General features: G+C 66.8%; 19 protein-coding genes. 8 read left to right on the top strand and 11 right to left on the bottom strand.

Going from position 1 to position 24,530, the window contains the following annotated elements:
• Positions 1-128 precede the first annotated feature (128 nt).
• Together ABZ942_RS22790 and ABZ942_RS22785 are read left to right on the top strand one after the other, a co-directional pair.
• Positions 129-1,718, top strand: a complete 1,590-nt coding sequence (locus ABZ942_RS22790) for an NAD(P)/FAD-dependent oxidoreductase (RefSeq protein WP_357385058.1) — start codon at positions 129-131, stop codon at positions 1,716-1,718.
• Positions 1,715-2,563, top strand: a complete 849-nt coding sequence (locus ABZ942_RS22785) for an SDR family NAD(P)-dependent oxidoreductase (protein WP_357385056.1) — start codon at positions 1,715-1,717, stop codon at positions 2,561-2,563. The genes ABZ942_RS22790 and ABZ942_RS22785 overlap by 4 nt, the downstream gene beginning before the upstream one ends.
• Before the next feature lie 7 nt (positions 2,564-2,570).
• On the opposite strand, the gene ABZ942_RS22780 is transcribed toward ABZ942_RS22785, so the two are convergent.
• The gene (locus ABZ942_RS22780) at positions 2,571-3,575 is read right to left on the bottom strand and encodes an Lrp/AsnC family transcriptional regulator (RefSeq protein WP_357385054.1); all 1,005 of its coding nucleotides are present in this window, start codon (positions 3,573-3,575) and stop codon (positions 2,571-2,573) included.
• A 139-nt stretch (positions 3,576-3,714) separates the two neighbouring features.
• Here ABZ942_RS22780 and ABZ942_RS22775 point away from each other — a divergent pair, with 139 nt between their 5' ends.
• A complete protein-coding gene (locus ABZ942_RS22775; protein ID WP_357385052.1) occupies positions 3,715-5,232 on the top strand; it encodes an MFS transporter in 1,518 nt (505 codons plus the stop codon).
• Positions 5,233-5,329: 97 nt separating this feature from the next.
• Here the strand turns inward: ABZ942_RS22775 and ABZ942_RS22770 are convergent, their stop codons facing one another.
• The gene (locus tag ABZ942_RS22770) at positions 5,330-5,455 is read right to left on the bottom strand and encodes a hypothetical protein (protein WP_357385050.1); all 126 of its coding nucleotides are present in this window, start codon (positions 5,453-5,455) and stop codon (positions 5,330-5,332) included.
• A 159-nt stretch (positions 5,456-5,614) separates the two neighbouring features.
• On the opposite strand from ABZ942_RS22770, the gene ABZ942_RS22765 reads away from it, so the two are divergent.
• Together ABZ942_RS22765 and ABZ942_RS22760 are read left to right on the top strand one after the other, a co-directional pair.
• On the top strand, positions 5,615-6,925 hold the full coding sequence (locus tag ABZ942_RS22765) for a bifunctional glycosyltransferase family 2/GtrA family protein (RefSeq protein WP_357385049.1): 1,311 nt from the start codon (positions 5,615-5,617) through the stop codon (positions 6,923-6,925).
• Positions 6,922-8,973, top strand: coding sequence for a glycosyltransferase family 39 protein (locus ABZ942_RS22760; protein WP_357385047.1), 2,052 nt, complete (start codon positions 6,922-6,924; stop codon positions 8,971-8,973). Before ABZ942_RS22765 ends, ABZ942_RS22760 begins: the two co-directional genes overlap by 4 nt.
• A gap of 60 nt (positions 8,974-9,033) precedes the next feature.
• On the opposite strand, the gene ABZ942_RS22755 is transcribed toward ABZ942_RS22760, so the two are convergent.
• From ABZ942_RS22755 to ABZ942_RS22715, 9 genes are all read right to left on the bottom strand, one after another.
• Positions 9,034-9,816, bottom strand: a complete 783-nt coding sequence (locus tag ABZ942_RS22755) for an NAD(P)H-binding protein (RefSeq protein WP_357385045.1) — start codon at positions 9,814-9,816, stop codon at positions 9,034-9,036.
• 107 nt (positions 9,817-9,923) lie between these two features.
• Entirely contained in the window at positions 9,924-10,802 is an 879-nt protein-coding gene (locus ABZ942_RS22750) for an aminoglycoside phosphotransferase family protein (protein WP_357385043.1), read from the bottom strand.
• Positions 10,803-10,893: 91 nt separating this feature from the next.
• Entirely contained in the window at positions 10,894-11,508 is a 615-nt protein-coding gene (locus ABZ942_RS22745) for a TetR/AcrR family transcriptional regulator (protein ID WP_357385041.1), read from the bottom strand.
• 4 nt (positions 11,509-11,512) lie between these two features.
• Entirely contained in the window at positions 11,513-12,295 is a 783-nt protein-coding gene (locus tag ABZ942_RS22740) for an enoyl-CoA hydratase family protein (RefSeq protein ID WP_357385039.1), read from the bottom strand.
• A 10-nt stretch (positions 12,296-12,305) separates the two neighbouring features.
• The gene (locus ABZ942_RS22735) at positions 12,306-13,466 is read right to left on the bottom strand and encodes an acyl-CoA dehydrogenase family protein (protein WP_357385037.1); all 1,161 of its coding nucleotides are present in this window, start codon (positions 13,464-13,466) and stop codon (positions 12,306-12,308) included.
• Positions 13,463-15,520, bottom strand: a complete 2,058-nt coding sequence (locus ABZ942_RS22730) for a biotin carboxylase N-terminal domain-containing protein (protein ID WP_357385035.1) — start codon at positions 15,518-15,520, stop codon at positions 13,463-13,465. Before ABZ942_RS22730 ends, ABZ942_RS22735 begins: the two co-directional genes overlap by 4 nt.
• 8 nt (positions 15,521-15,528) lie before the next feature.
• Complete coding sequence (locus ABZ942_RS22725; protein WP_357385033.1) at positions 15,529-17,127, bottom strand: carboxyl transferase domain-containing protein; 1,599 nt, start codon at positions 17,125-17,127, stop codon at positions 15,529-15,531.
• The gene (locus ABZ942_RS22720) at positions 17,124-18,272 is read right to left on the bottom strand and encodes an acyl-CoA dehydrogenase family protein (RefSeq protein WP_357385861.1); all 1,149 of its coding nucleotides are present in this window, start codon (positions 18,270-18,272) and stop codon (positions 17,124-17,126) included. Before ABZ942_RS22720 ends, ABZ942_RS22725 begins: the two co-directional genes overlap by 4 nt.
• A 2-nt stretch (positions 18,273-18,274) precedes the next feature.
• Positions 18,275-19,987, bottom strand: coding sequence for an acyclic terpene utilization AtuA family protein (locus ABZ942_RS22715; protein ID WP_357385031.1), 1,713 nt, complete (start codon positions 19,985-19,987; stop codon positions 18,275-18,277).
• A 403-nt stretch (positions 19,988-20,390) separates the two neighbouring features.
• Here ABZ942_RS22715 and ABZ942_RS22710 point away from each other — a divergent pair, with 403 nt between their 5' ends.
• The 3 genes from ABZ942_RS22710 (at position 20,391) to ABZ942_RS22700 (ending at position 24,515) form a co-directional block, all read left to right on the top strand.
• The gene (locus ABZ942_RS22710; RefSeq protein WP_357385029.1) at positions 20,391-21,014 is read left to right on the top strand and encodes a hypothetical protein; all 624 of its coding nucleotides are present in this window, start codon (positions 20,391-20,393) and stop codon (positions 21,012-21,014) included.
• A 154-nt stretch (positions 21,015-21,168) separates the two neighbouring features.
• The gene (locus tag ABZ942_RS22705; RefSeq protein WP_357385027.1) at positions 21,169-22,965 is read left to right on the top strand and encodes an L-tyrosine/L-tryptophan isonitrile synthase family protein; all 1,797 of its coding nucleotides are present in this window, start codon (positions 21,169-21,171) and stop codon (positions 22,963-22,965) included.
• Positions 22,962-24,515 carry a 4-hydroxyphenylacetate 3-hydroxylase family protein gene (locus tag ABZ942_RS22700; protein ID WP_357385025.1) on the top strand — a complete coding sequence of 518 codons (1,554 nt, stop codon included), beginning with the start codon at positions 22,962-22,964 and terminating at the stop codon, positions 24,513-24,515. Before ABZ942_RS22705 ends, ABZ942_RS22700 begins: the two co-directional genes overlap by 4 nt.
• Positions 24,516-24,530 lie beyond the last annotated feature (15 nt).

The raw sequence follows: 24,530 nt of genomic DNA, 5'->3' as shown, positions 1-24,530 counted from the left end.
GCTACCTGCTACCAGCGGTACCGATGACCGGGTCGAGGCGTTGACATCGGATGAGGCGTGGGACACACTCGGAAAAGTACACGGAACCGGTGGTATTGGATACTTAACAGAGAGAGCCGGTGGGGACGATGGCGTCCGCGATCCACACCCGCGTCCTGATCGTCGGCAGCGGGTTCTCCGGCCTCGGCATGGGCATCGCGCTCGATCAGGCGGGCATCGACGACTACCTCATCGTGGAGAAGGCCGATGAGATCGGCGGCACCTGGCGGGACAACACCTATCCCGGCTGCGCCTGCGATGTGCCTACCCACCTGTATTCGTATTCCTTTGAGCCACGCACGAATTGGCGGCGGCTGTTCTCGGGGCAGCCGGAGATCTTCGACTATCTGAAGGAAGTCGCCGACAAGTACCGGCTGCGGCCGCGGATCCGCTTCCGGCAGCAGTTGGATCACGGGTACTGGGACGAGACCGAGCGGCGCTGGCATGCGTTCAGCGCCGACGGCCAGGAGTATGTCGCGCAGTTCCTCGTGTCCGCGGTGGGGGCGCTGCATATTCCGAGCGTTCCGGAGTTCCGGGGCAGTGCGGATTTCACCGGTCCGGCGTTTCACTCGGCGCAGTGGGATCACGGAGTCGAGCTCGCGGGCAAACGGGTCGCGGTGATCGGAACAGGCGCCAGCGCAATCCAATTCGTGCCGGAGATCGTCGGCGAGGTGGCGGAGCTGACCGTGTTCCAGCGCACCCCGCCGTGGGTGCTGCCGCGCGCCGATGTGGAGTTCTCCGCGCGATTGCGCCGGGCGCTCGCGCGGGTGCCCGGCTTGCGCCCCGCACTGCGCAATGGAATCTACTGGGGTGCCGAGGTCGGCGGGTACGCGATGAACTGGCGGCCCGCGCTGCTGAAGGTGCTGGAGCGGGTCGGTAGGCGGCACATCGCACGGCAGATCGCCGACCCTGTTCTGCGAGAACAGGTTACACCCAGCTATCGGGCGGGCTGTAAGCGATTGCTCGGCTCCGACACCTACTATCCGGCGCTCGCCGACCCCAAGACCGAGCTGGTCACCGAGCACATCGAACGTTTCACCTCGGACGGCATCGTCACCGCCGACGGTGTCGAGCGCAAGGTCGATGTGATCATCTACGGCACCGGCTTTCACGTCATCGATTCGTTCAAGAATCTGCCGATGGTCGGTCTGCACGGCGTCGACCTGAGCGAGCGCTGGGCCAGGGAAGGGGTGCAGGCGCATCGCGGGATCACGGTCGCGGACATGCCCAACGCCTTCTTCCTGGTCGGCCCGAACACCGGCCTCGGCCACAACTCGATGATCTTCATGATCGAGGCGCAGATCCACTATGTGCTGCAGGCGATTCGGCAGGTGCGCGAGCAGGGCGCGGTCGCGCTGGCGCCGCGACGGGCGGCGCAGGATCGATTCAACGCCCGGCTGCAAGACGGACTGGCCCGCTCGGTGTGGAACACCGGCGGCTGCCAGAGCTGGTATCTGGACGAGCACGGGAACAACCGCACACTGTGGTCCGGGTTCACCTGGCAGTACTGGCTGCAGACCAGGAGGCTCGACCCCGCAGAGTACGAATTCTTCAGTCCCGCACCGAGTTCACCGACGCGTCCCACCTTGATAGTGGAAGACCGTCCGGCACAAACGTTTCCCACAGCTCTGACCAATGGCCGGCCGATCCCGGCCAGTAACCCCAAGGACGTTCAGTGAAGAACTTCACCGGCAAAGTCGCCGTGATCACCGGCGCGGGCTCCGGCATCGGCCGTGGCCTCGCGCTGGAACTCGCTCGGCGCGGCGCGCAGCTCGCGCTGTCCGACATCAACACCGAGTCGGTCGCCGATACCGCCGGTCGATGCGAAAAGCTCGGTGCGACAGCGATTCCGTACGAGTTGGATGTCGCGCACCGGGCGGCGGTGTACGCACACGCCGCGGATGTGCGCGGCGAATTCGGGCGGGTGAACCTGGTCTTCAACAACGCGGGCGTTGCCCTCGGGGCCGACGTCGAGGACATGGAGTGGGACGACTTCGACTGGTTGATGAACATCAACTTCTGGGGCGTCGCGCACGGCACCAAGGCCTTCCTGCCCGACCTCATCGCCTCCGGCGACGGCCACATCGTGAACGTGTCCTCGGTGTTCGGCCTCGTCGGTGTGCCCTCCCAAAGTGCTTACAACGCGGCCAAATTCGCGGTGCGCGGGTTCACCGAGGCGCTGCGGCAGGAGATGCGGATCGCCAGGCATCCGGTCGGCGTCACCTGTGTGCATCCCGGCGGGGTGACGACGAATATCGCGGTGAACGCGCGCGGCCTCGGCGACGATGTGGACCTGGAGACGCTGCGCCGCGGCTGGGACGCCATCACCCTGACCAGTCCGGACGCCGCGGCGAAGACCATCCTGCGTGGCGTGGAGAAGGACAAGGCCAGGGTGTTGATCGGGGCCGATGCCAGGGCCATCGATCTGATCCCGCGCCTGCTCGGCCCGGCCTACGAGGACCTCGGCGTGCCGCTGTACCGGGCGGGCAAGCGGACGGCGGCGCGGTTCGGTATCGCGCTGTAGGCGAGCCCTAGCGGTGGCGCGCCGCGCGGGGCGGCACCGGTGGCGGCGGGATCAGCCGGCCCGCCGTGGTGCGCGAACCCGCCTGCTTGAGCCGCTCGAGCACCGGTGTGAGCTCGAAACTGTGCACGCCGTCCAGGGTGGCCATCTTGGTGGTCACGTAGTGGTACAGATCGTCGGCGGTGTCCGCCGTGAGCACGGCGAAGATATTGAACGGCCCGGTAACCGCTGCGGCATAGGCTGTTTCGTCGTGCTCGGCGATGGCCCGACCCACCGCATCGAGCTGCGCCGGGGCGACGCGGAGCCAGAGGAAGGCCCAGAGGCTGGATCCCAGTGCGGCAGGGGCGATGTCGAGATCGAAGTAGAGGATGCCCGCCGCCTGCAGGGCCGCGATGCGGCGCGCGATCCGGCCGATGCTCACGCCGGTGGCACGGGCCAAGACCGAGAAGCTGGCGCGTCCATCGCGGGCCAGCAGTTCGAGCAGTGCGCCGTCCTCGTCGCGCAACTGCAGATCTGCTTCATCGTAATCCCTTGCTGCCGGACCTTTCTCGTTATCAGTCCGGGCGGCGCGCCTACTGCGCCAGTCGACCGCACGCGGTCCGACGAAGCGGTGCAGGATCATCGCCGCCGCGATGTCGTGCACCGGCGCCGTGCGCTGCAGCCGCTGCACCAGTAGGTCGTCGCGATCCTGCGGCGTGCGCGGGTGCAGCGAGAAGTTCACCTCGGCACCGGCCGCCGCGATGCTGACCCAGGCGGCGTCGTCGCGGCGAGCCAGCGCCTCGGCCACCTGCCGCGCGCCGTCCGGACGGCAATGCACCCGGATGATCCAGTCGTTCTCGCCGAGCGCACGGGAGTCGACCGCGCCGATCACCCGGACCACGCCGTCGCGGCGTAACCGCCGGTAGCGGCGGGCGACGGTCTGCTCCGCGACACCGAGGTCGGCGGCGACCCGGTTGAACGAGACGCGCGGGTCGAGCTGCAGGGCTTGCACGATCTGCGTATCAACGCCATCCAAGATGGAGTTTTTGCCTATTCCGGCGGCGCTCATAAGGAGGAAATCTACGCCTGACCCACAGCAGGGCGACCACGCTCGTCGCTTGTCCGGATACTCGACGCGGTCTCACACCCACGAATCTCCAGAGAGGACAACGGTTTTGCGTAAATGGCTGCCGCTGCTGACGGTGTGTCTCGGCACCTTCATGCTGCTGCTCGACGTCACCATCGTGAACGTCGCACTACCCGATATGCGCAACGACTTGAACGCGTCGTTCAGTTCGTTGCAATGGGTGGTCGACGGATACGCCCTCGCCATGGCCGCGCTCATGCTCGGCGCGGGCTCGATCGCCGACCTGGCCGGGCATCGACGGACCTATCTGGCCGGTTTGGCGCTGTTCGCGATCTCCTCGCTGATCTGCGGTATCGCGCCGAATCCGACCGTGCTCATCGCGGCAAGGGTGGTGCAGGGTATCGGCGCGACCACCATGGCGTGCACCACCTTCGCCCTGTTGAACAACTCGTACACCGGACGGGACCAGGGCACCGCGTACGGCGTCTGGGGTGCCGTCGCGGGCGCGTCCAGTGCCATCGGGCCGATCATCGGCGGCCTGCTCACCGATCTCGCGTCGTGGCGCTGGATCTTCTTCGTCAACCTGCCGGTCAGCGCGGTGGCCATTGCCCTGTGTGTATGGGTGCTCGCCGACGTCGAGCGGCCGCATCGCGGCCGGGTCGATGTGGCAGGCATGGCGTCGTTCACCGTCAGCGCCGCGGCGGCGACCTACGCGCTGATCCGGGCGAACGAACATGGTTGGTCGAATGCGCTGACCTGGTGGCTGCTGTTGGTCGCGGCGGTGTCGCTGGTCGTGTTCCTCGCGGTCGAACGGGCCTCGACGCAACCGATGCTCGATCTCGCCCTGCTGCGGGACCGTTCGTTCGTCGGGGTGCTGGTCGCAGCCGGTGCGTTGTTCTTCGCGGCGTTCGGTGCGCTGATGTACACCCAGATCTGGTTGCAGTCGGTGCTCGGGCTGACGGCGATCCAGGCCGGTGCCGTGGGACTTCCGTTGTCCGTCATGGCCTTTCTGGTCTCCGGCGGCATCGGGCGGTTTCTGCACGGCGAGCACCGCGGGCGGATCATCGCGGGCGGGCTCTTCGCGACCGGCGTCGGCGGCGTGCTCGGCGCGCTGCTGGTGCACGGCGAAGCCGGTTGGGTGGCACTGGTTCCCGGATTCCTGGCCATCGGCCTCGGCGTCGGGCTGGCCACCGCGACACTGAGTTCGGCCGCGATGGCGGCGGTTCCGTGGCAACGGGCCGGAATGGCAACGGGGGCGGTGAATACGGCGCAGCAGCTGAGCTTCGCGCTCGGGATCGCCACGCTGGGCAGCGTATTCACCGCGCGGGCTGCCGATGCACTCGGCGACCGTGGGGTGCCGGATGCGCAGGCGACGGCACGGGCGATCGGGGGCGGTCAGTCCGGGATGTTGTTGCAGCAGGTTCCGGCGCAGGCACGGTCCGTGCTGGAGGAGTCGGTGCGTGCGGCGGCCGCGGCGGGTGTGCAAGGCACACTCGCGGTCAGCGGCGGCGTCGCGCTACTCGGCAGCGCGCTCGTATTGCTGCTCATGCGGCGGCGGGGCAACCCGGCGGTGCACGTGGTCGAAGCGGAAGAGGCGCTCGCCTGATTTGCCGGAATTCGCTGTCGGCTGCCCGATTTGCCCGGTCAGCCTGCCGCGGAACTATCCGCTGAGCGAGGGGACCATGCGCCTCGCTCAGCGGTGGTCAGCGCTTCTTCGGATCGACGATGCTCTGCTCGGGGGCGGACTTCATCTTCTTGTCCGTGCGCTTCTCCTTGAGAGACTTCCCGGACTTCTTCGACATCGAGCTGCGCGGAGACTTGTCGGACAAACGTGGTCCTTTGCTCGGAGGACCTGAACGGTCCCGCTACCGGTGACGGTACGCTACGCCGGCGTACGCCGGGACCGATCCCCGCTGGTCGACGTGCCCCCAGGAACCTCACAGCTGAGGCCCAGCTCCTAGACAACCGGACCGTCGAGTGTGGTCTGCATGACCGAGACTGTGACCGTCGCGGCGGCGGAATTAGCCGAGACACCGGGTACGCCCGTGCTGGACGTGGTGATACCCGTCTACAACGAAGAGACCGACCTCGGCGTCTGTGTGCGCAGGTTGCACGCATATCTGCGCCAGGGGTTCCCGTTTCCGGCGCGGATCACGGTAGCCGACAACGCCAGCACCGACGCTACCCTCCAGGTGGCCGAGCTGCTCGCGGCGGAGCTGGACGGCGTGCGGGTGCTGCACCTGGACGCCAAGGGTCGAGGGCGGGCGCTGCGTGCGGCGTGGGAGGCCTCCGACGCACAGGTGGTCGCCTACATGGACGTCGACCTGTCGACCGACCTGAACGCGCTGCTGCCGCTGGTGGCGCCGCTGATCACCGGGCATTCGGACCTGGCGATCGGCACCAGGCTCAGTTCGTCGTCGCGGGTCGTGCGCGGGCCGAAGCGCGAGATCATCTCGCGCTGCTACAACCTGTTGCTGAAAGCCTCACTGCAGGCGCGATTTTCGGACGCGCAGTGCGGATTCAAGGCGATGCGCAGCGACGTGGCACGCAAGTTGCTTCCGCTGGTGCGCGACGGTGAGTGGTTCTTCGACACCGAGCTGCTCGTGCTCGCCGAGCGGGCCGGGTTGCGCATCCACGAGGTGCCGGTGGACTGGATCGACGATCCGGACAGCCGCGTCGACATCGTCGACACCGCGCGCAAGGACCTGCAGGGCATCGGGCGGCTGACGCGCGCGCTCGCCACCGGGGCCCTGCCGCTGGAGGAATTGCGCCGCGCGGTCGGGCGCGAGCCGCTGGTGCCCGGCGTGCCGCTCGGGATGGTCGGCCAGCTGGTTCGGTTCGCGATTGTCGGCGTGCTGAGCACGCTGGCCTATCTGCTGCTTTACGTTGTGCTGCAATCGTTTACCGACGCGCAGGTGGCCAATTTCCTGGCGCTGCTCGTCACCGCGGTGGCCAATACGGCGGCCAACCGGGCGTTCACGTTCGGCGTGCGCGGAGCGACCGGCGCGGTGTCGCATCAGTTCCAAGGGCTGGTGATCTTCGGCGTCGGGCTGGCGTTGACCAGTGGGTCGCTGTTCACGCTGCATCACTGGGCGCCGGACGCGCCGGTGCATCTGGAGTTGTTCGTGCTGGTGCTGGCCAATCTGCTGGCCACCATTCTGCGATTTGTCGGATTGCGGTGGGTTTTCCGGAATTCGCCGAATCCGGCGCGGCGGACGGTGCTCTCCGTGCAAGCCGATGCGGACGCGCCCGAGTCCGACCCCGCGGTGGCGCTCGGCAGCGAAGGCGGTACTCGATGACCGCGACACTGGCACCGCCCACCGCGGCACCGGCGGCTCCCGCACCCGAACGCAAGACCCGCTGGGAATACCCGGCTTTGGCGGTGCTGCTGCTCGGCACCGGGATCGCGTACCTGTGCAATCTGAGCTCCAGTGGCTGGGCCAACTCGTTCTATTCCGCTGCGGTACAGGCGGGTTCGGTATCCTGGAAGGCGTTCTTCTTCGGCTCCTCGGATGCGGCGAACTCGATCACCGTGGACAAGCCGCCCGCCTCGCTGTGGTTGATGGAGCTGTCGGTGCGGGCGTTCGGGCTGAACAGCTGGAGCATCCTGGTGCCGGAGGTGCTGCTCGGCGTCGCCAGTGTGGCATTGCTGTGGGCGACGGTGCGCAGGCCGTTCGGGCCCGCCGCCGGACTGCTCGCGGGGCTGGTGCTCGCGGTGACTCCCGTTGCGGTGCTGATGTTTCGGTTCAACAATCCGGACGCGTTGCTGGTGTTCCTGATGATCGCCGCGACGTGGGCGATGACGCGGGCCGTCGAGGACGGTCGCTGGCGGTGGCTGGTGCTCACCGGCGTCTTCATCGGATTCGGCTTCCTCACCAAGCAATTGCAGGTGCTGCTGGTGGTTCCGCCGCTGGCCCTGACCTACTTGATCGCGGGACCGCCCAAGCTGGGTAAGCGCGTCCTGCAGTTGCTCGCCGCCGGGGCGGCCATGATGGTGGCCGCGGGCTGGTGGCTGCTCGCGGTGGAACTGTGGCCCGCCTCGTCGCGGCCGTGGATCGGTGGGTCGCAGAACAATTCGATCCTCGAGCTCACCCTCGGCTACAACGGACTCGGTCGCCTCACCGGCGACGAGAACGGCAGCGTCGGGCCCGGCGGTGGTGACCTGCCTGCCGGTGGCAACGGTATGTGGGGCAGCACCGGCATCACGCGCATGTTCGAGCCCGCGCAGGGCGGTCAGATCGCCTGGCTGATCCCGGCCGCGCTCGTCGCCCTGGTGGCGGGAATTCTATTGCGCGGCAAGGCTGACCGCACCGATCGGCGACGGGCCGCGCTGATCCTTTGGGGCGGTTGGCTGTTGGTGACCGGATTGACCTTCAGCTTCATGGCGGGGATCTTCCACCAGTACTACACGATCGCGCTGGCCCCGGCGATCGCCGCGCTCGTCGGGATCGGCGCGGTGCAGCTGTGGCGGGAACGGCAGCGGCTGTGGGTTCGGTTGATGCTCGCGCTCGCCGTCGGCCTCACCACGGCGACTGCGTGGATGTTGTTGTCCCGCAGCGCACATTGGCAGCCGTGGTTGCGGTGGACCGTGCTGGTGGTCGGCATACTCGCGACGATCGCCGTGCTCGTTCCAGCGCCGAAGAAGTTGGCCATCGTCTCCGCGCTGGCTATCGCGTTCACCGGATTGGCCGGGCCGACCGCGTACGCCGTCGATACCATCGCGACCTCGCACGCCGGCGCAATCCCTTCGGCGGGACCGAATGTCGGACGGTTCGGCATGTTCGGTCGGCCACCGTGGGCCGAGGGCATGAACGGCATGCCGGGTGGACCGGGTGGACCCCAAGCCGACGGACGTCCTGGCGGGCGCGCGCCCAACGGTGGACGCCCCGGAAACGGCCAGCCAAGCCAGCCACCCGGTATGAGCCCGCAAGGCGGCATGCCCGGCAACGGAGCCGACGTGATGGGTGGCATGGGCGGCCTGCTGGGCGCCGGCAAGCCGAGCGACAAGGTGGTTTCGCTGCTCGAGCAGAACGGCACCGACTACACCTGGGTCGCCGCCGCCACCGGCTCGAACAGCGCCGCAGGCTTCCAACTGGCCACCGAACTCCCGGTGATGCCCGTCGGCGGCTTCAACGGCAGCGACCCCTCCCCCACCCTCGACCAATTCAAAGACTATGTGGCCCAAGGAAAGATCCACTACTACATCGGCAGCGGCCGAGAAGGCGGCGGCAGGGACCGCGACTCGGCAAACCCCTCCACCAGCTCCCAGATCGCCCAATGGGTGCAGGAGAACTACACCGCCACCGAGGTAGACGGAATCACCCTCTACGACCTCACCACTCACTGACGCGAAAGATCCGCACCGTCTCCAGGTTTGGAGTCGGTGCGGATCTTTGTGCGTCCGAGACTAGTTCGCGGCGGGGTAGGTGGCTTCGAGCCACTCGGCGTAGGTGGGACCGGCGAGGGTGGCGTGCGGCCCGGGGAGGAGGGTGCCGTCCTCGAAGGCTTCACGATCGGTGTTGTCGGGATCGCTGGATTCGACGATTTGGCTCGGGCCGCCGACGCGCGCGGTGAAGAGGGCCGCGGCGCCCGCCATCGTTTCCGGTTGGGGACCCGCGATTTCCGGGAAGGGGGCGGCAGCGGATTCCAGGGCCGGGTTGACGGCCAGGTCGACGAGGGCCTCGGCGACCGTACGGGCGGCGACCAACTGGGTGCGCATCTTGGCGACGTAGGCGACGTCGCCCTGGGTGCCCCACTGAGTCATTACCTCGACCAGTTCGTGGAACTGGGCGGCGCGCAGGATCTGCACCGGCAGCGGACCTTCGAGAACCCGCTGCTCGTGTGCCAGTTTGGCGGCGTTGTAGCCTGCAGTGGTGTTGTCGATGCCGATGATGGAGACGACGACCAGGCGTTCGACGCCGGCCTTCAGTCCTGCCTCGTGCAGGTTGCGGGCGGCGGCGGTGAAGAATTCGGTCGCAATGTCCTTGTCGGCGGACGGGGTGCTGGAGGCGTCGATGACGACCTGCACGCCATCGAGGGCCTCGACCAAGCCCGCGCCGGTCTCGATGTCCACGCCGTTCTTCCTGGAGAACGCCACCACCTCGTGGCCCTGTTCAGTCAGCACATCCACCACGTGCTTGCCGAGCCGTCCGGTCGCTCCGGCCACTGCGATCTTCTTGGTCGTCGTCATGGTCCCTGCTCCTCTGATGTGTCAGTGCGTTGTTCCGCGTTCACAGAGAGGACGACATAGCCGCAGCGAGTGTGACATCACTGCAAAAGACCAGTTAGATCGGGTTCTCAACCGAGCGTGGTCAGCAGGCGCTCGTGCACGGCACCACGGACGACCGAACTGAGATCGGGTTTTTCGGCGAGCAGTTCGAGCATGCGGACGATCTGCAAGGCTTCGATGCGCTGCGCCAGGTCGGGGTCGCTCGGGTCGAAGCCCGCGCCCGCAAGGAAGTCCGGCCAAGCAGGGGTATCGGGATCGGCGAAGCTGACCGACCAGGCCCACCAGGCGGGGTCGAAGAGCGGATCGGCGAGGCGAACGGACTCGAAATCGAGCAGGCCGGTGATGGTTTCGCCGTCGGTGAGGATGTTGACCGGTGCGAAATCGCCGTGCGCGAGGACCGTCGGACGGTCGGCGAAGAGGGTGGGCAGGGATTTCAGGGTGCGGTCCAGGGTCGCGCGTTGCGCGGCGGCGAGGTCGAGCTGACCGGCCCAGGCGGTCGCGCTCTCGACCAGGCGGTTAGGGCTGGCCCAAAGGTCGTCGAGTTGCAGCCCCGCGGTGGGCAGGCGGCGGAAAGCGGCGAGCAGGGTGCCCATTTCGCGGGCGATGGTCGGGAATCGCGGGCTGGCGAAGCCGATTTCGGCGCTGGCCGGGATCGGGACGCCGGGCAGCGCGTCGAAGACGATCCAGGCCGGGTCAGCGTCGAGGTCGAAGCGGCGGATGCGCGGAATGGCGATGCCGCGTTTGGCGGCCGGTTCCAGCAGGGTGTGCATGATCCGCAGGCGGCGCTCGGCGTCGTCGGGATTGCGGTAGCGCTGCAGCACCATCCGGTCGCCGTCGGCGAGCGTGAGCAGATCGGTGCGGTTCTGGAAACCCCATTCGGCGGGCGCGCTTCCGGCAATCGGCTGGCCGAGGGTTTGCTCGAGCCCGCCGTACTCCGCATGGTCCATACGGCAGACCCTAAGGCACATACGGACTGTTGCGCGCCGATCCGCGCTGCTGCGCGAACCGGGGACCGAGGGACAGCGCGCCGGAAGCCACTCAGCGTGGCGCGTTCAGCGCCGCATGCAGGGTGGCCGCCCACTGCTGGACGATCTGCTTGCGGCGGGCCGAGTCGTCGGTGAGCACGTCGGCCAGTCCGAGACCGCGCGCCATGTCGAGGGTGGCCTGCACGAGGTGGTGGGTGACCGGGTCGGCGTCGTCGACGCCGAGCGCCTCCACCGCGCGCCGGTGCGAGATCCGGCCGAACTTGGCCTCCAGCGGGACAATTCGTTCCCGCAGCGCCGGATCCGCGGCGGCGTGCGTCCACACCTGCAGCGCCGCCTTGAACAGCGGGCTGGTGTAGGACTCCACCAGGCCCGCCACCACGGCCTCGGTGCGGCCGAGCCCGTCGGCCAAGGTGGCGACCGCGATCGCCTCGTCCTTGGACTGCTGGGTCCGGCTGTCGAACATATACTCGAGCGCCGCGGTGATCAGCTCTTCCCTGGTCGGGAAGTGATGCTGCGCCGCGCCCCTGGACACCCCGGCCCGTTCGGCGACGACCGCGACCGTCGCTGCCGCCCAGCCGGTTTCGGCCAGGCAGTCGATGGTCGCCTCCAGCAGGCGCTGCCGGGTGGCTCGGCTGCGGTCCTGCTTGGGTTCGTGGGGTGTGGCCATGGGTTTATTCTGCCCAGCTCGGCGCGCGACGCTGCAGGAAGGCCGCCATGCCCTCGTGCACCTCGGCGGTGCCGAAGAAGCTCGCCGACCGCTCGGCGAGCGCTTCGGCCGAGGCGTCGAACTCGGCGAGCATGGCCGCGTTGACCAGTCGCTTGCTCTCGGCCAGCCCCTGCGGGGCGCCTTTGCGCAGCTCGGCGCGCAGCCGGGCCACCTCGGCCGCCGGGTCGGCGGCGCTGGTGCTGATCAGCCCGATCCGCTCGGCGGTGTGGGCATCGAACCTCTCGCCGGTCATGAAGTACCGGCCGGCCGCGCGCGAGGTGAGGCGCGGCAGCAGGGTGAGCGAAATCATGAACGGGGCCAACCCGATTCGCACCTCGGTAAGGGCGAAACTGCTCGTCGGGCCCGCGACCGCGAGGTCGCAGGCCGCGACGATGCCCATGCCGCCCGCGCGCACGTTGCCGTCGATCTGCGCGATCACCGGCTTCGGGGTGGCGAGCAGGCGGCGCAGTATGCCGATCATGGTGCGGGTGCGGTCGTCGGCGGCGACCGCTGGATCGGCGTTGCTCGCCTCGGTGAGGTCGGCGCCCGCGCAGAAGGTGTTGCCGGTGTGCGCGAGCACGATCCCCCGCACCGCGTCGTCGGCGGCCGCGTCGTCGAGTCCCTGGAGGAGTTCGGCAACGAGCTTGGCCGACAACGCGTTCCGGTTGTGCGGTGAGTCGAGCGTGAGCGTCGCGAAACCGTCCGCGACCTCGTAGCGGACGAACGGGCCCGGCACGGTTTCGGTCATCGAAGGCCTCTCAGTAGGACTTGGGCAGGCCCAGCGAGTACTGGGCGACGAAGTTGAGCACCATTTCACGGCTCACCGGCGCGATGCGGCCGATGCGTGCGGCGGCCAGCATGGCGGCGAGCCCGTATTCCTTGGTGAGGCCCGCGCCACCGTGGGTCTGGATGGCCTGGTCGAGCGCCTTGATACTCGCCTCCGCCGCAGCGTATTTCGCCATGTTGGCGGCCTCGGCGGCACCCATCTCATCGCCGTTGTCATAGAGCGTCGCGGCCTTGCGCATCATCAGCTTGGCCAGCTCCAGTTCGATCTTCACCTGGGCCAGCGGATGCGAAATGCCTTGGTGCGCACCGATCGGCGTCTTCCAGACGGTGCGTTCCTTGGCGTAGTCCACGGCGCGGTCGATGGCGTAGCGGCCGAGGCCGATGGCCATCGCGGCGCCCATGACGCGTTCCGGGTTAAGGCCGGCGAACAGCTGCATCAGCGCGGCGTCCTCCTTGCCGACCAGCGCGTTCGCGGGCAGGCGTACGTCGTCGAGGAACAGCGTGAACTGGTGGTCCGGCTCGATGATGTCCATTTCCTGGGGCGTCTTGTGGAAGCCCTCGGCGTCGGTCGGCACGATGAACAAGGCGGGCTTGAGCTTGCCGGTCTTGTGGTCCTCGGTGCGCGACACGATGAGCACGGCCTCGGCCTGGTCCACGCCGGAGATGAAGATCTTGCGGCCGTTGAGGATCCAGTCGTCGCCGTCGCGGCGCGCGGTGGTGGTGATCTGGTGCGAGTTGGAGCCCGCGTCCGGCTCGGTGATGCCGAAGACCATCTTGGCCGAGCCGTCACCGAGCTTGGGCAGCCACTGCTGCTTCTGCTCGTCGGTGCCGTACTTGGTGATGATGGTGCCGCAGATGGCCGGGGAAACGACCATGAGCAGCAGGCCCGCGCCCTGGGCGGAGAGTTCCTCCATCACCAGCGCCAGCTCGTACAGGCCTGCCCCGCCGCCGCCGTACTCCTCGGGCAGGTTCACCCCGAGGAAGCCCAGTTTGCCTGCCTCGTCCCACAATTCGGTGAGGGGCTCGTTGGCGCGCGCCTTCGGCAGCACGTAGTCGCGGTAGTTGTACTTCGCGGCCAGCGCGGCGACCGCGGACCGTAGCGCGGTCTGCTCTTCGGTTTCGATAAAACTCATTTACTCTCCTGGGTTTCGATGCCTTCGGCAGGATCGACGACGGCGAGGACGGTACCGACTTCGACCTGCTGGCCGACGGTGACATTGACGGCGCTGAGCACACCGGCGGCGGGCGCGGCGATGGTGTGCTCCATCTTCATCGCCTCCAACCACAGAATGGGTTGGCCCTGTTCGACGTGGCTGCCGACCTCGGCGCCGAGCCGGATCACACTGCCCGGCATGGGCGCGAGCAGCGAGCCGGTGGCGACCTGATCGGCGGGATCGGTGAAGCGCGGCAGTTTGCGCACGCTGACCGGTCCGAGCGGCGAGTCGACGCACACCAGGTCGGCGTAGCGGGCGACGGCGAAATGCCTGCGTACCGCGCCTCTTTCGCTGGGAACGGCGAGGACGACGCGATCCGGCGTCGCTTCGACGAGTTCGAGTCCGTCGTGGCCGTCCACCGAGACGACACCGCGGGTGTAGCGGTAGCCGACGTCGTGTGTCCCGCTGGTGCGGCTCTCGAACAGCTTGTGCGTCGACTGGGACGGCAGGTTTCGCCAGCCGCTGGGCAGCCCACCGGCGACCCGGGCGGCGCCGCGATTGGCGGCCGCGTCGGCCAGTGCGGCGGCCACGATGGACAGCGCCTCGTCCGATTCGGACACCAAAGGCGCTGCCAGCGTGTCCAATCCGTGGGTGGTGAAGAACGCGGTGTCGGTGTCACCCGCTAAGAACGCCGGGTGCCGTAGCACCCGGACGAGCAGGTCGCGGTTGGTCACCAGGCCGTGAATCTTGGCCCGGTGCAGCGCGTTGGCTAGCAATCGTGCTGCCTCGTCGCGGGTTTCGGCGTAGGAGATGACCTTGGCCAGCATCGGGTCGTAGTGCACGCCGACGATCGAGCCGTCCACCACGCCGGTATCCAGCCGCACGCCGGGCCGGTCGAGTAGATCGAATTCCGTGACCACCGAGGGGATGTCGATGCGGTGGACGGTGCCGCTCTGCGGCTGCCAGTCGTGCGCGGGGTCTTCGGCGTAGAGCCGGACCTCGATCGAATGTCCGTGCAGCGCCGGAAGTTCGGCGGGCAGCGCGGCGCCCGTGGCCACCTCGAGTTGCAGGCGAACCAGATCCAGGCCGGTGGTGCATTCGGTGACCGGATGTTCCACCTGGAGGCGGGTGTTCATCTCCAGGAAGAAGAAATCGCCGCGCTCGTCGGCGAGGAACTCCACCGTGCCCGCACCGGTGTAGCCGATCGCACCCGAGGCGAGCCTGGCCGCCTCGAAGAGCCGCTCGCGCATCCCGTCGGTGCGTTCGACGAGCGGTGACGGCGCCTCCTCGATGACCTTCTGGTGCCTGCGCTGGATGGAGCACTCGCGCTCGCCGACGGCCCAGATGGTGCCGTGCGTATCGGCCATGACCTGCACTTCGATGTGCCTGCCGGTCTCCAGGTACCGCTCGCAGAACACCGTCGGATCACCGAACGCGGATTCGGCCTCGCGGCGTGCCGCCTCGATCTGCGGTTCGAGCTCGGCGAGGGCGCGCACCACGCGCATGCCGCGGCCGCCGCCACCGGCGGACGCTTTGATCAGCACCGGCAGGTGCGCCTCGGTGACCTCGGCCGGATCCAGCTCGGCGAGGACCGGGACACCGGCGGCGTCCATCATCTTCTTCGAGGCGACCTTCGAGCCCATCTGCTCGATGGCCTCGACCGGCGGGCCGATCCAGACCAGCCCGGCGGCGAGCACCGCCTTGGCGAAATCGGCGTTCTCGGAAAGGAATCCGTAGCCGGGGTGGATGGCGTCCGCGCCGGCGGCCAGCGCGGCCTCGATGATCAGTTCGCCGCGCAAGTAGGTCTCTGCGGGTGTGTTGCCAGGAAGCAGCACGGCCGCATCGGCTTCCGCGACGTGCGGGGCGGCGGCATCGGCGTCGGAGTAGACCGCGACAGTGCCGATACCCATCCGACGGCAGGTGGCGAAGACGCGACGAGCGATCTCACCGCGATTGGCAACTAGAATATTGGTGATCGGCCCTCCCGACACCCGGCCACCACCCCGCACCGAATCGCTTCGCGATGCTGTCATGACTCGCCTCACATTCGGAAGACGCCGAAGCCATCGGCGCCCTTGATCGGGGCATTGTGAATGGCCGACAAGGACATTCCCAATACGGTGCGGGTATCGCGCGGATCGATGACGCCGTCGTCGAACAGGCGCCCGGACATGAACATGGCCAGCGACTCGGCCTCGATCTGCGCCTCGATCATGGCGCGCATCCCGGCGTCGGCCTCCTCGTTGAACGGCATGCCCTTGGCCTCGGCCGCCGCGCGACCGACGATCGAGATGACACCCGCCAGCTGCGCGCCGCCCATGACGGCGGATTTCGCACTGGGCCAGGCGTAGACGAAACGCGGGTCGAAGGCGCGGCCACACATGCCGTAATGCCCGGCGCCATACGAGGCGCCCATCAGTACCGAGATGTGCGGCACCTTCGAATTCGACACCGCGTTGATCATCATCGCGCCGTGCTTGATGATGCCGCGCTGCTCGTACTCCTTGCCGACCATGTAGCCGGTGGTGTTGTGCAGGAACAGCAATGGCGTGTTGGTCTTGTTGGCCAGCTGGATGAACTGGGTGGCCTTCTGCGATTCCTCGGAGAACAGCACGCCGCGCGCGTTGGCCAGGATGCCGATCGGATACCCGTGCAGCTCAGCCCATCCGGTGACCAGGCTGCCGCCGTAGAGCGGCTTGAACTCGTCGAAGTCGGAGCCGTCGACGATGCGCGCGATCACCTCGCGCGGATCGAACGGGATCTTCAGGTCGTTGGGGACGATGCCGAGCAGGTCCTCGGGGTCGTAGAGCGGCTCGATCACCTCGGCGCGCGGGGCGGGGCCCTGCTTGCGCCAGTTGAGCCGCCGGACGATGGAACGGCCGATGCGGATCGCGTCCTGCTCGTCGAGCGCGTAGTAGTCGGCCAGGCCGGAGACGCGGGCGTGCATGTCGGCGCCGCCGAGCGATTCGTCGTCGGACTCCTCGCCGGTGGCCATCTTGACCAGCGGCGGCCCGCCGAGGAACACCTTGGAGCGTTCCTTGATCATCACCACGTGGTCGGACATGCCCGGGATGTAGGCGCCGCCCGCGGTCGAGTTGCCGAAGACGAGCGCGATGGTCGGGATGCCCGCGGCCGAGGCCTGGGTGAGGTCGCGGAACATCCGGCCGCCGGGGACGAAGACTTCCTTCTGCGTCGGCAGATCCGCGCCACCGGACTCGACCAGCGAGATCACCGGCAGCCGGTTCTCCCGGACAATATCGTTGATGCGCAGCGTCTTTCGCAGCGTCCACGGGTTCGAGGTGCCGCCGCGCACGGTCGGATCCGGCGCGACGATCATGCATTCGACGCCCTCGACGACGCCGATGCCCGCGATAGTGCTTGCGCCGACGTGGAATTCGCTGCCCCAGCCCGCCAGCGGGCACAGCTCCAGGAACGGCGAGTCCTCATCGATGAGCAACTCGACCCGCTCCCGCGCCGTCATCTTGCCGCGCTTGCGATGGCGGGCCAGCTTATCCGGCCCGCCACCATCGATCGCCTTGGCGAACTCGCCCTCGACCTCGGTCAGCTTGGCCGTCATGGCTTCCGCCGCCGCGGCGTACTCCGGCGAGGCGGTGTCCAGGGTGCTGCGTAGTGTCGTCAAGACTGGTACCCCAATCGTTTCGCGGCGAGAGCGGTGAGGATTTCGGTGGTGCCACCGCCGATGCCGAGGATGCGCATGTCGCGATACTGGCGTTCGATCTCGGATTCGCGCATGTAGCCGAGGCCGCCGAACAGTTGGACGGCCTGGTTGGCCACCCATTCGCCGGCTTCGACGGCAGTGTTCTTGGCGAAGCACACCTCGGCGATCAGGTCGGTCTCGCCGTTCGCGCTGCGCTGGGCCACATCCCGGGTGTAGACGCGGGCGACGTCGATGCGCCGGGCCATCTCGGTGACCGTGTTCTGCACGGCCTGCCTGCTGATCAGCGGGCGGCCGAAGGTTTCCCGGCCGCGCACCCAGTCCAGGGTGAGGTCGAGGCAGCGTTGCGCGCTCGAATACGCCTGCACCGCAAGGCCGACGCGCTCGCTGACGAACGCGCCCGCGATCTGGAAGAAGCCGGAGTGCTCCGGGCCGACCAGGTTGGCCGCGGGCACCCGCACATCCACGTAGGACAGTTCGGCGGTATCGGAGGCACGCCAGCCCATCTTGTCCAGCTTGCGGCTGACCGTGAAGCCGGGCGTGCCCTTCTCCACCACGAGCAGTGAAATCCCGCCGGAGCCAGGGCCGCCCGTGCGCACCGCGGTGACCACGTAGTCGGCGCGGCAAGCCGAGGTGATGAAGGTCTTGGCGCCGTTGACGATGTAGTGGTCGCCGTCGCGGCGGGCGGTGGTGGTGAGATGGCCGACGTCGGAGCCGCCGCCGGGTTCGGTGATGGCGAGCGAGCCGATCTTCTCGCCGGCCAAAGTCGGTCGCACCCAACGCTCGATCTGCTCGGCGTCGCCGGAGGCGATCATGTGCGGCACCGCGATGCCACAGGTGAACAGCGACGCGAACAGTCCGCCGGAAGCGCCGGCCTGATGCAGTTCCTCGCAGACGATCATCGCGTCGATGCCGTCGCCGCCGGAACCGCCTACCGCTTCGGGGAATTGGATGCCGAGCAGGCCGAGCGCACCGGCCTTCTTGTGTAGCTCGCGCGGGATCTCGCCGTCACGCTCCCACTCGTCCATATAGGGCAGAACTTCGCGTTCCGCGAAACCACGTACGGTCGCGCGCAATTCGCGCCGCTCAGGCGAATTCCAGGGACTCACACTCATAACAGCTCCAATGGAATGTCGAGATGACGGGACCGCAGCCATTCGCCGAGTCCCTTGGCCTGGGGATCGAAGCGAGCCTGATAGGCGACGCCCTGACCGAGTAGGCCTTCGATGATGAAGTTCACCGCCCGCAGGTTGGGCAGCACGTGCCTGGTGACCGTGAGCGAAGCGGTCTCGGGCAGTAGCTCTTTGACTCGCTCGACGGTGAGTGTGTGGGCAAGCCAACGCCATTGCTCGTCCGTCCGCACCCACACGCCGATATTGGCGTTGCCGCCCTTGTCACCGCTGCGGGCCAAGGCAATGGCGCCCAGCGGGACACGACGGGTTTCACTGGCGGACAACGGTTCCGGCAACTCGGGTTCGGCGACCTCGGCCAGCGCCAGCGTGTCCGCGGCCGGCGCGATATCGACGCGGGAACCGTCCGGCAGCACCGCGACGTGCGGCACCTCGGTGGCGTCGACGAACCCCGGCGAATACACGCCGTAGGGCGAACCGTTGCCGGGCATCGTCGTAAAGCTGCAACCCGGGTAGCTGGCCAGCGCCAGTTCGACGGCCACGCTGGAGAACGCGCGGCCGACCTTGTTCGGGTCCGGGTCGCGCACCACGCAGCGCAGCAGCGCGCTGGCCTGCTCCTCGGTGTCGGCGTCCGGCCGGTCCAGCCGCGCGAGCGTCCAGTCCAGCTCGGCCGGTTTCACCGACAGCCACGACGCCAACTGCCGTTGCGCCAGTGCGGCTTTCGCCTCGATATCGAGGCCGGTGAGGATGAACTCCATCTCGTTGCGGAAGCCGCCGAGCGTGTTCAGCGACACCTTCAGCTGCGCGGGCGGCGCCTCGCCGACGACACCGTTGATCAGCACCCGATCGGGACCGTCGGCGCTGAGCGCGATGGAGTCGAGCCGCGAGGTCACATCGGGTCCGGCGTAGCGCGTGCCCTGGATCTCGTACATGAGCTGCGCTTCGATGGTGTCCACCGTGACCGCGCCGCCGGTGCCCGCGTGCTTGGTGATGACACTGCTGCCGTCCCTGCGGATTTCGGCGATCGGGAAGCCGGGCCTGCCGAGGTCGGCCAGCTCGGTGAAGAACGCATAGTTGCCGCCGGTGGCCTGGGTGCTGCATTCGATGACGTGCCCCGCCACGACCGCGCCCGCTAGCTCGTCGTAATCGGTTCGGCCCCAACCGAAGTGGGCCGCCGCCGGGCCGACGACCACCGACGCGTCGGTGACCCGGCCGGTGACCACAATGTCCGCACCCGCGTTCAAGCATTCGACGATGCCCCAGGCGCCGAGGTAGGCGTTCGCGGTGAGCGGTGCGCCGAGGCCGAGTTCGCCTGCGCGCCCGACCAAGTCGTCGCCTTCGACGTGCGCGATCTTCGCGTCGAGGCCGAGATCGGCGGCCACCTTGCGCAGGCGTTCGGCCAACCCGGCGGGATTGAGGCCGCCCGCGTTCGTGACGATCTGCACGTTGCGTTCCAGCGCCAGCCCGAGGCAGTCCTCGATCTGCCGCACGAAGGTCTTGGCGTAGCCGAGACTCGGATCCTTCATCCGGTCGCGGCCGAGGATCAGCATGGTGAGCTCGGCGAGATAGTCACCGGTGAGCACGTCGAGCTGCCCGCCCTCGAGCATCTCGCGCATGGCGCTCAGTCGATCACCGTAGAAACCGGAACAGTTGCCGATCCGGAGCACGTCCGGGTTGGCGGCCAGCACACTCATCAGCGGGAATGCCTCCTGTAACGGCGAACCGTCATGGCACAGCCGCGTGCCGCACCCGTGAAGTCCGCGTTCCGAGGACCAGCATCACATCCCGGTCAGAAAAAAGCAAGCACGCGTGCTTGTTAATTACGAGTGGGTCAGATATAGGCAGGCAGCACAGGTTGCCGGCACTCAGCCGAAGCCACCAACACACCACAAACCGCTTGGCATCCAACACGTCGCCTGCGACGAATAACTGGAAGCCGTCACCGCCGATGCCCACCAGGACGACCACTCAGTCCTGGCGTCGGCAAGTCCGACCCACCACGACAACGAAGGGCCCAACATCGACGTGACACGCGGAGAAGTAGCACCGCGACTGCGAACCGGCAAGACCTTCCGCATGGAAGGATCCCGTACGCCAATGATCAATCCGCGCTTCCCAAATCTGCTGCACAACTGGTTAACGAACCGAGAGAGGTCCGACATGTTTACCCGCGACCGAATGTTTGGCGTCGTTGCCCTTGCGGGCGTAGCCCTCGCGGCTCCCCCCTTCGCGCAGGGCGCTGCACTGCCTTCCGACATCAGCGCCAAAACACCAGTCATGACGTGCAAGGAGACAGGGGAGGTCACCTGGCCCGAACCCGGAATCGCTGATTCGCCGGACACCGTGAATTGGAAGGCAGATATCAAATTCACCGACTGTAAAGGAACAGCGGTCGACGAAGGGTCCCCGACGCTGAAGAGTGTGACGGAGTCTGGAACCGAGAAAGCGTCGTGTACCGGGAAGACCACCGCCCATGTCGGCAAGGGAACCATCACCTGGTCGGACAACACTACGAGCGATGTGACCATAGGTGAGATCAGCGAGTCCAAGTCCAAGGGCTCAGGACCTGGCGACTTTCCGTTCTCCATCGTCTCGGGGCATTTCAAAGACCACTCCGCCGAAGTCAAGGACAAAGTGACCGACTCTGGCCACCCCTGCCCCGGTGAGAGCAAAGCCACTATCGAAGGCACCTTTGCCCTCTACGGACCCTCTGGGTCGTAGGCAGGTCCCGAACTCCGAGCCGTCCGCACCTGCTTATCTGCGCGTTGGATGCGGACGGTTCGGCTGGCCGTTCGCACACAAACCCAGTGGCTATTTACTTGCCATTTATGTGCCCCGATTCGAGGCGGTTATGACCACGTGCTCCCCGCCGGATGTGCACACGTCCAAGGCTGAACAAATTATTGCCCTTATCCTCAGCCATCGGCGCCGTTCGAAAGGCGGCATACAGTGCCCCGCTGCACCGTGCCCGAATTGCATGGGCCCACACTTGGCACGCCTGTCCCGGTTTATCGAGGACGGAATTCCAGTCGAATTCGTGTTGCCTGCCTTTCCGGTGAAGTCGCCGAATCTGAATAAGGTACTCGGCCCGCTGCCGGATAAGGCAGAGGAAATCGCGGTGCAATTTCTGGATGAGATCTGTGCCAGGATCGGCCAGCTGTATCCGCCCGGTGCTCGTATCACGATATGCGCCGACGGCAGGGTCTTCGGCGATCTCATCGGAGTACCCGATGGCGACGTCGACAGCTATCAGTCGGCGATGGCCACACTGCTGGCCACGGTCGCGCCGACCACGTTACGTCTGTTCACCCTGGATGACGCGGCGGCGGGTTCGACACCGGAGATGCTGCGGCGTCGGCTAGACCAGGAGTTCGGTGAATCCCTGACGGACCTGCGCCAAGAGGTCAAGCAGCATACCGACACCCGCACGATGTATTTGGGCATTGTGCGTTTCCTCGTCGAGGACCGGATGGGGCCCGGCCACCAGGGCACCCGATCAGCCCTGCAACGCGAAAGCCGGGAACGCGCTTATGGCGTGGTTGCCCGCAGCCGTGCGTGGGGACGGTTGATCGGTAGGCATTTTCCTGAGGCGGTCCGATTGTCGATCCATCCCCAACCCTGCGGGTCCACCAAACTCGGCATCCTACTCGGCGAGACCCCCGACAATTGGCTCACCCCGTGGCATTCAGTCGCCGTATTGCGGCGTCGCGGTTTCGTTTTGATGAAACGAACCGATGCCGAGAAGGTTGGGGCACAACTCGTATTCGAAAACGGCAAGCCCAGCCATTACTTATTACGGGAGGAGAGCCCGATGATCGACGAGCGGAATGCGATCGATATCAGTCGGCACGAGATAACGGCAATCGAGCCATTCGGGGTTGCGATTCAACCCGCTGAACCTGGCCAGCAGATAAGCGATATTTCGGTGGAATCCCTGCGATCTCTTGTCCGGAAGCATCATCTTGTGCTGCTGCGCGGTTTCGACTCGTTCGGCAATGCCGACGAGCTTTCCACATACTGTGCCCGCTGGGGCACCGTGAGCGAATGGCCATTCGGCACGGTGCTCGAGCTGGTCGAACACGACGACCCGGAAGACCACATCTTCGATCACAGTTATGTGCCCTTGCACTGGGACGGCATGTATCGCGAGCAGGTGCCGGAATTCCAGGTGTTCCACTGCGTCACTGCTCCCGGCCGACACGATGGTGGCGAAACCATGTTCTCCAACACCACGGAGGTGCTCGCGCACGCTGATTCGGAAACGGTCGCGCTGTGGTCGAAGGTGACCGGCACCTATCGCAGGAAGATGGAGTACTACGACAGCGTCACCGTATCGCCCATCGTGACCGCCCACCCTGACCACGACACCCCGGTCATCAGGTACAACGAGCCCACCGACGCGGCTGATACCGACTTCGTCAACCACCCAGACCTGGAGTTCTCCGGGCTCCCGGATGACCTTCTCGCACAAGTGCATTCAAGCCTGCGGGCGGCACTGCACGACCGCGCACACCGCTATTCGCACGCCTGGCAGAGCGGCGACCTCGTGATCGCGGACAACTACACCCTGCTGCACGGGCGCAACGCTTTCACCAGCCACGCGGGGAGACATCTTCGCCGGGTGCACGTACTCGGTGACCCACCGCTGGACAACCCGGGGCTCCTCCGATGAGCGAGCGGGTCGGGCGACCAACTGGCACCACCGAAATGGCGGTTGCGCGCGAGGCATTGATGACCGGCGAGGAGTATCTGGACAGCCTGCGCGACGGCCGTCAGGTGTATCTCGACGGCGAGCAGGTGAAAGACGTGACCGAGCACCCCGCATTCTGCAATTCCGCCCTGTCGGTGGCCCGGCTCTACGACGCAATGCACGCCACAGACACCGCCGACGTGCTCACCGGAGAGGACGAGTCGGGTATTCGTACCCACAAGTTCTTCAAGCCGAGCCGGTCGGCGGCGGATCTCGTCGCCGCACGGGACGCAATCGCCACCTGGGCCAGGATGAGTTACGGATTTCTCGGGCGCACACCGGAATACAAGGCGTCGTTCATGTCGGGCCTCGGCGTCAACGCCGACTACTACGGCCCGTTCGCCGGTAATGCCACGGCGTGGTATCGCGAGTTCGCGAGTAAGGCTCTCTATCTGAACCACGTCATCATCAACCCGCCGATCGATCGCAAGCGAGCGATCCACGATATGGCGGACGTGTTCGTCCACGCGGTGCGCGAGACCGACGCCGGTGTGGTGGTCAGCGGGGCGAAGATGCTGGCGACCGGGTCCGCGATCACCAATGCCAGCTTTGTCGCCCCGGTCGGCTCGGCGGATCTCGCGCCGGGTAAGGCGGAGGCGTTCGCGCTGGTGTTCTTCGTGCGAATGGACAATCCCGGGCTGAAGCTCATCTGCCGCACTTCTTACGCACAGCGCGCGAGTAGCCCGTTCGACTATCCGCTGACAAGTCGGTTCGACGAGAACGACAGCGTGCTGCTGCTCAACGAAGCATTGATCCCCTGGGAGGACGTGCTCGTCTACCGCGACATCACGAAAGCGACTGGCTTCTATGCCAAGTCGGGTTTTCCGAATCTGTACAACTTCCAGTCCGCGATCCGCATGAGCGTCAAGCTGGAACTGATGGCCGGACTGCTCTCCCTCGGCACCAGAGCCAACGGAACCGACGAATTCCGTGGGGTCCAGGCCGCGGTCGGTGAGATCATCACCATGCGGAACATGGTGTGGGCACTCACGTCGGCGATGGCCTACGACCCAGAGCCGGGCAGCGGCGGAACCGTCATACCCCGTCTGGAACACGCCTCCGCCATGCGGATGTACAACGCGCAGGTCTGGAATCGGGTGCACGAACTGTTTGAGACGACGCTGGGCGGGGCGCCGCTGGTGGTGCCCTCGAGCAGTCGTGATCTGACCAATCCCGAACTGCGACCGCTGATCGATCGGTTCTACCGCGGTGCGAGTTCCTGCGCGCTCGATCGGATCAAGCTGTTCAAGCTGATCTGGGACGCGATCGGGACAGAGTTCGGCGCACGCCACGAACTCTACGAAAGGCACTACTCCGGCAACAGCGAGCAGGTCCGGCTGGACGCGCTGAAGTGGGCAAGGGGCCGCGGCAGCCTGGCCGGCTATGAGCAACTCGTCCAGGACTGCCTCGACGACTACGACGTCGACGGCTGGCACCGAGGACCATGGCGTGACCTGGCGCAGACCGACTGAGAGTGTGGAGCGTAC

Origin of the sequence: Nocardia sp. NPDC046473, assembly GCF_040645995.1 — a bacterium.
In the GTDB taxonomy this organism is placed as follows: domain Bacteria; phylum Actinomycetota; class Actinomycetes; order Mycobacteriales; family Mycobacteriaceae; genus Nocardia.
The sequence above is the reverse complement of the archived record's forward strand: the minus strand, read 5'-3'. Positions and strand labels throughout refer to the sequence as shown.

Coding starts and splice junctions, on each gene's coding strand:
- ABZ942_RS22710 (WP_357385029.1), top strand. CDS start 20,391: ATGATCAATCCGCGCTTCCCAAATCTGCTGCACAACTGGTTAACGAAC.
- ABZ942_RS22730 (WP_357385035.1), bottom strand. CDS start 15,520: ATGACAGCATCGCGAAGCGATTCGGTGCGGGGTGGTGGCCGGGTGTCG.
- ABZ942_RS22715 (WP_357385031.1), bottom strand. CDS start 19,987: ATGAGTGTGCTGGCCGCCAACCCGGACGTGCTCCGGATCGGCAACTGT.
- ABZ942_RS22735 (WP_357385037.1), bottom strand. CDS start 13,466: ATGAGTTTTATCGAAACCGAAGAGCAGACCGCGCTACGGTCCGCGGTC.
- ABZ942_RS22760 (WP_357385047.1), top strand. CDS start 6,922: ATGACCGCGACACTGGCACCGCCCACCGCGGCACCGGCGGCTCCCGCA.
- ABZ942_RS22790 (WP_357385058.1), top strand. CDS start 129: ATGGCGTCCGCGATCCACACCCGCGTCCTGATCGTCGGCAGCGGGTTC.
- ABZ942_RS22755 (WP_357385045.1), bottom strand. CDS start 9,816: ATGACGACGACCAAGAAGATCGCAGTGGCCGGAGCGACCGGACGGCTC.
- ABZ942_RS22740 (WP_357385039.1), bottom strand. CDS start 12,295: ATGACCGAAACCGTGCCGGGCCCGTTCGTCCGCTACGAGGTCGCGGAC.
- ABZ942_RS22700 (WP_357385025.1), top strand. CDS start 22,962: ATGAGCGAGCGGGTCGGGCGACCAACTGGCACCACCGAAATGGCGGTT.
- ABZ942_RS22745 (WP_357385041.1), bottom strand. CDS start 11,508: ATGGCCACACCCCACGAACCCAAGCAGGACCGCAGCCGAGCCACCCGG.
- ABZ942_RS22765 (WP_357385049.1), top strand. CDS start 5,615: ATGACCGAGACTGTGACCGTCGCGGCGGCGGAATTAGCCGAGACACCG.
- ABZ942_RS22750 (WP_357385043.1), bottom strand. CDS start 10,802: ATGGACCATGCGGAGTACGGCGGGCTCGAGCAAACCCTCGGCCAGCCG.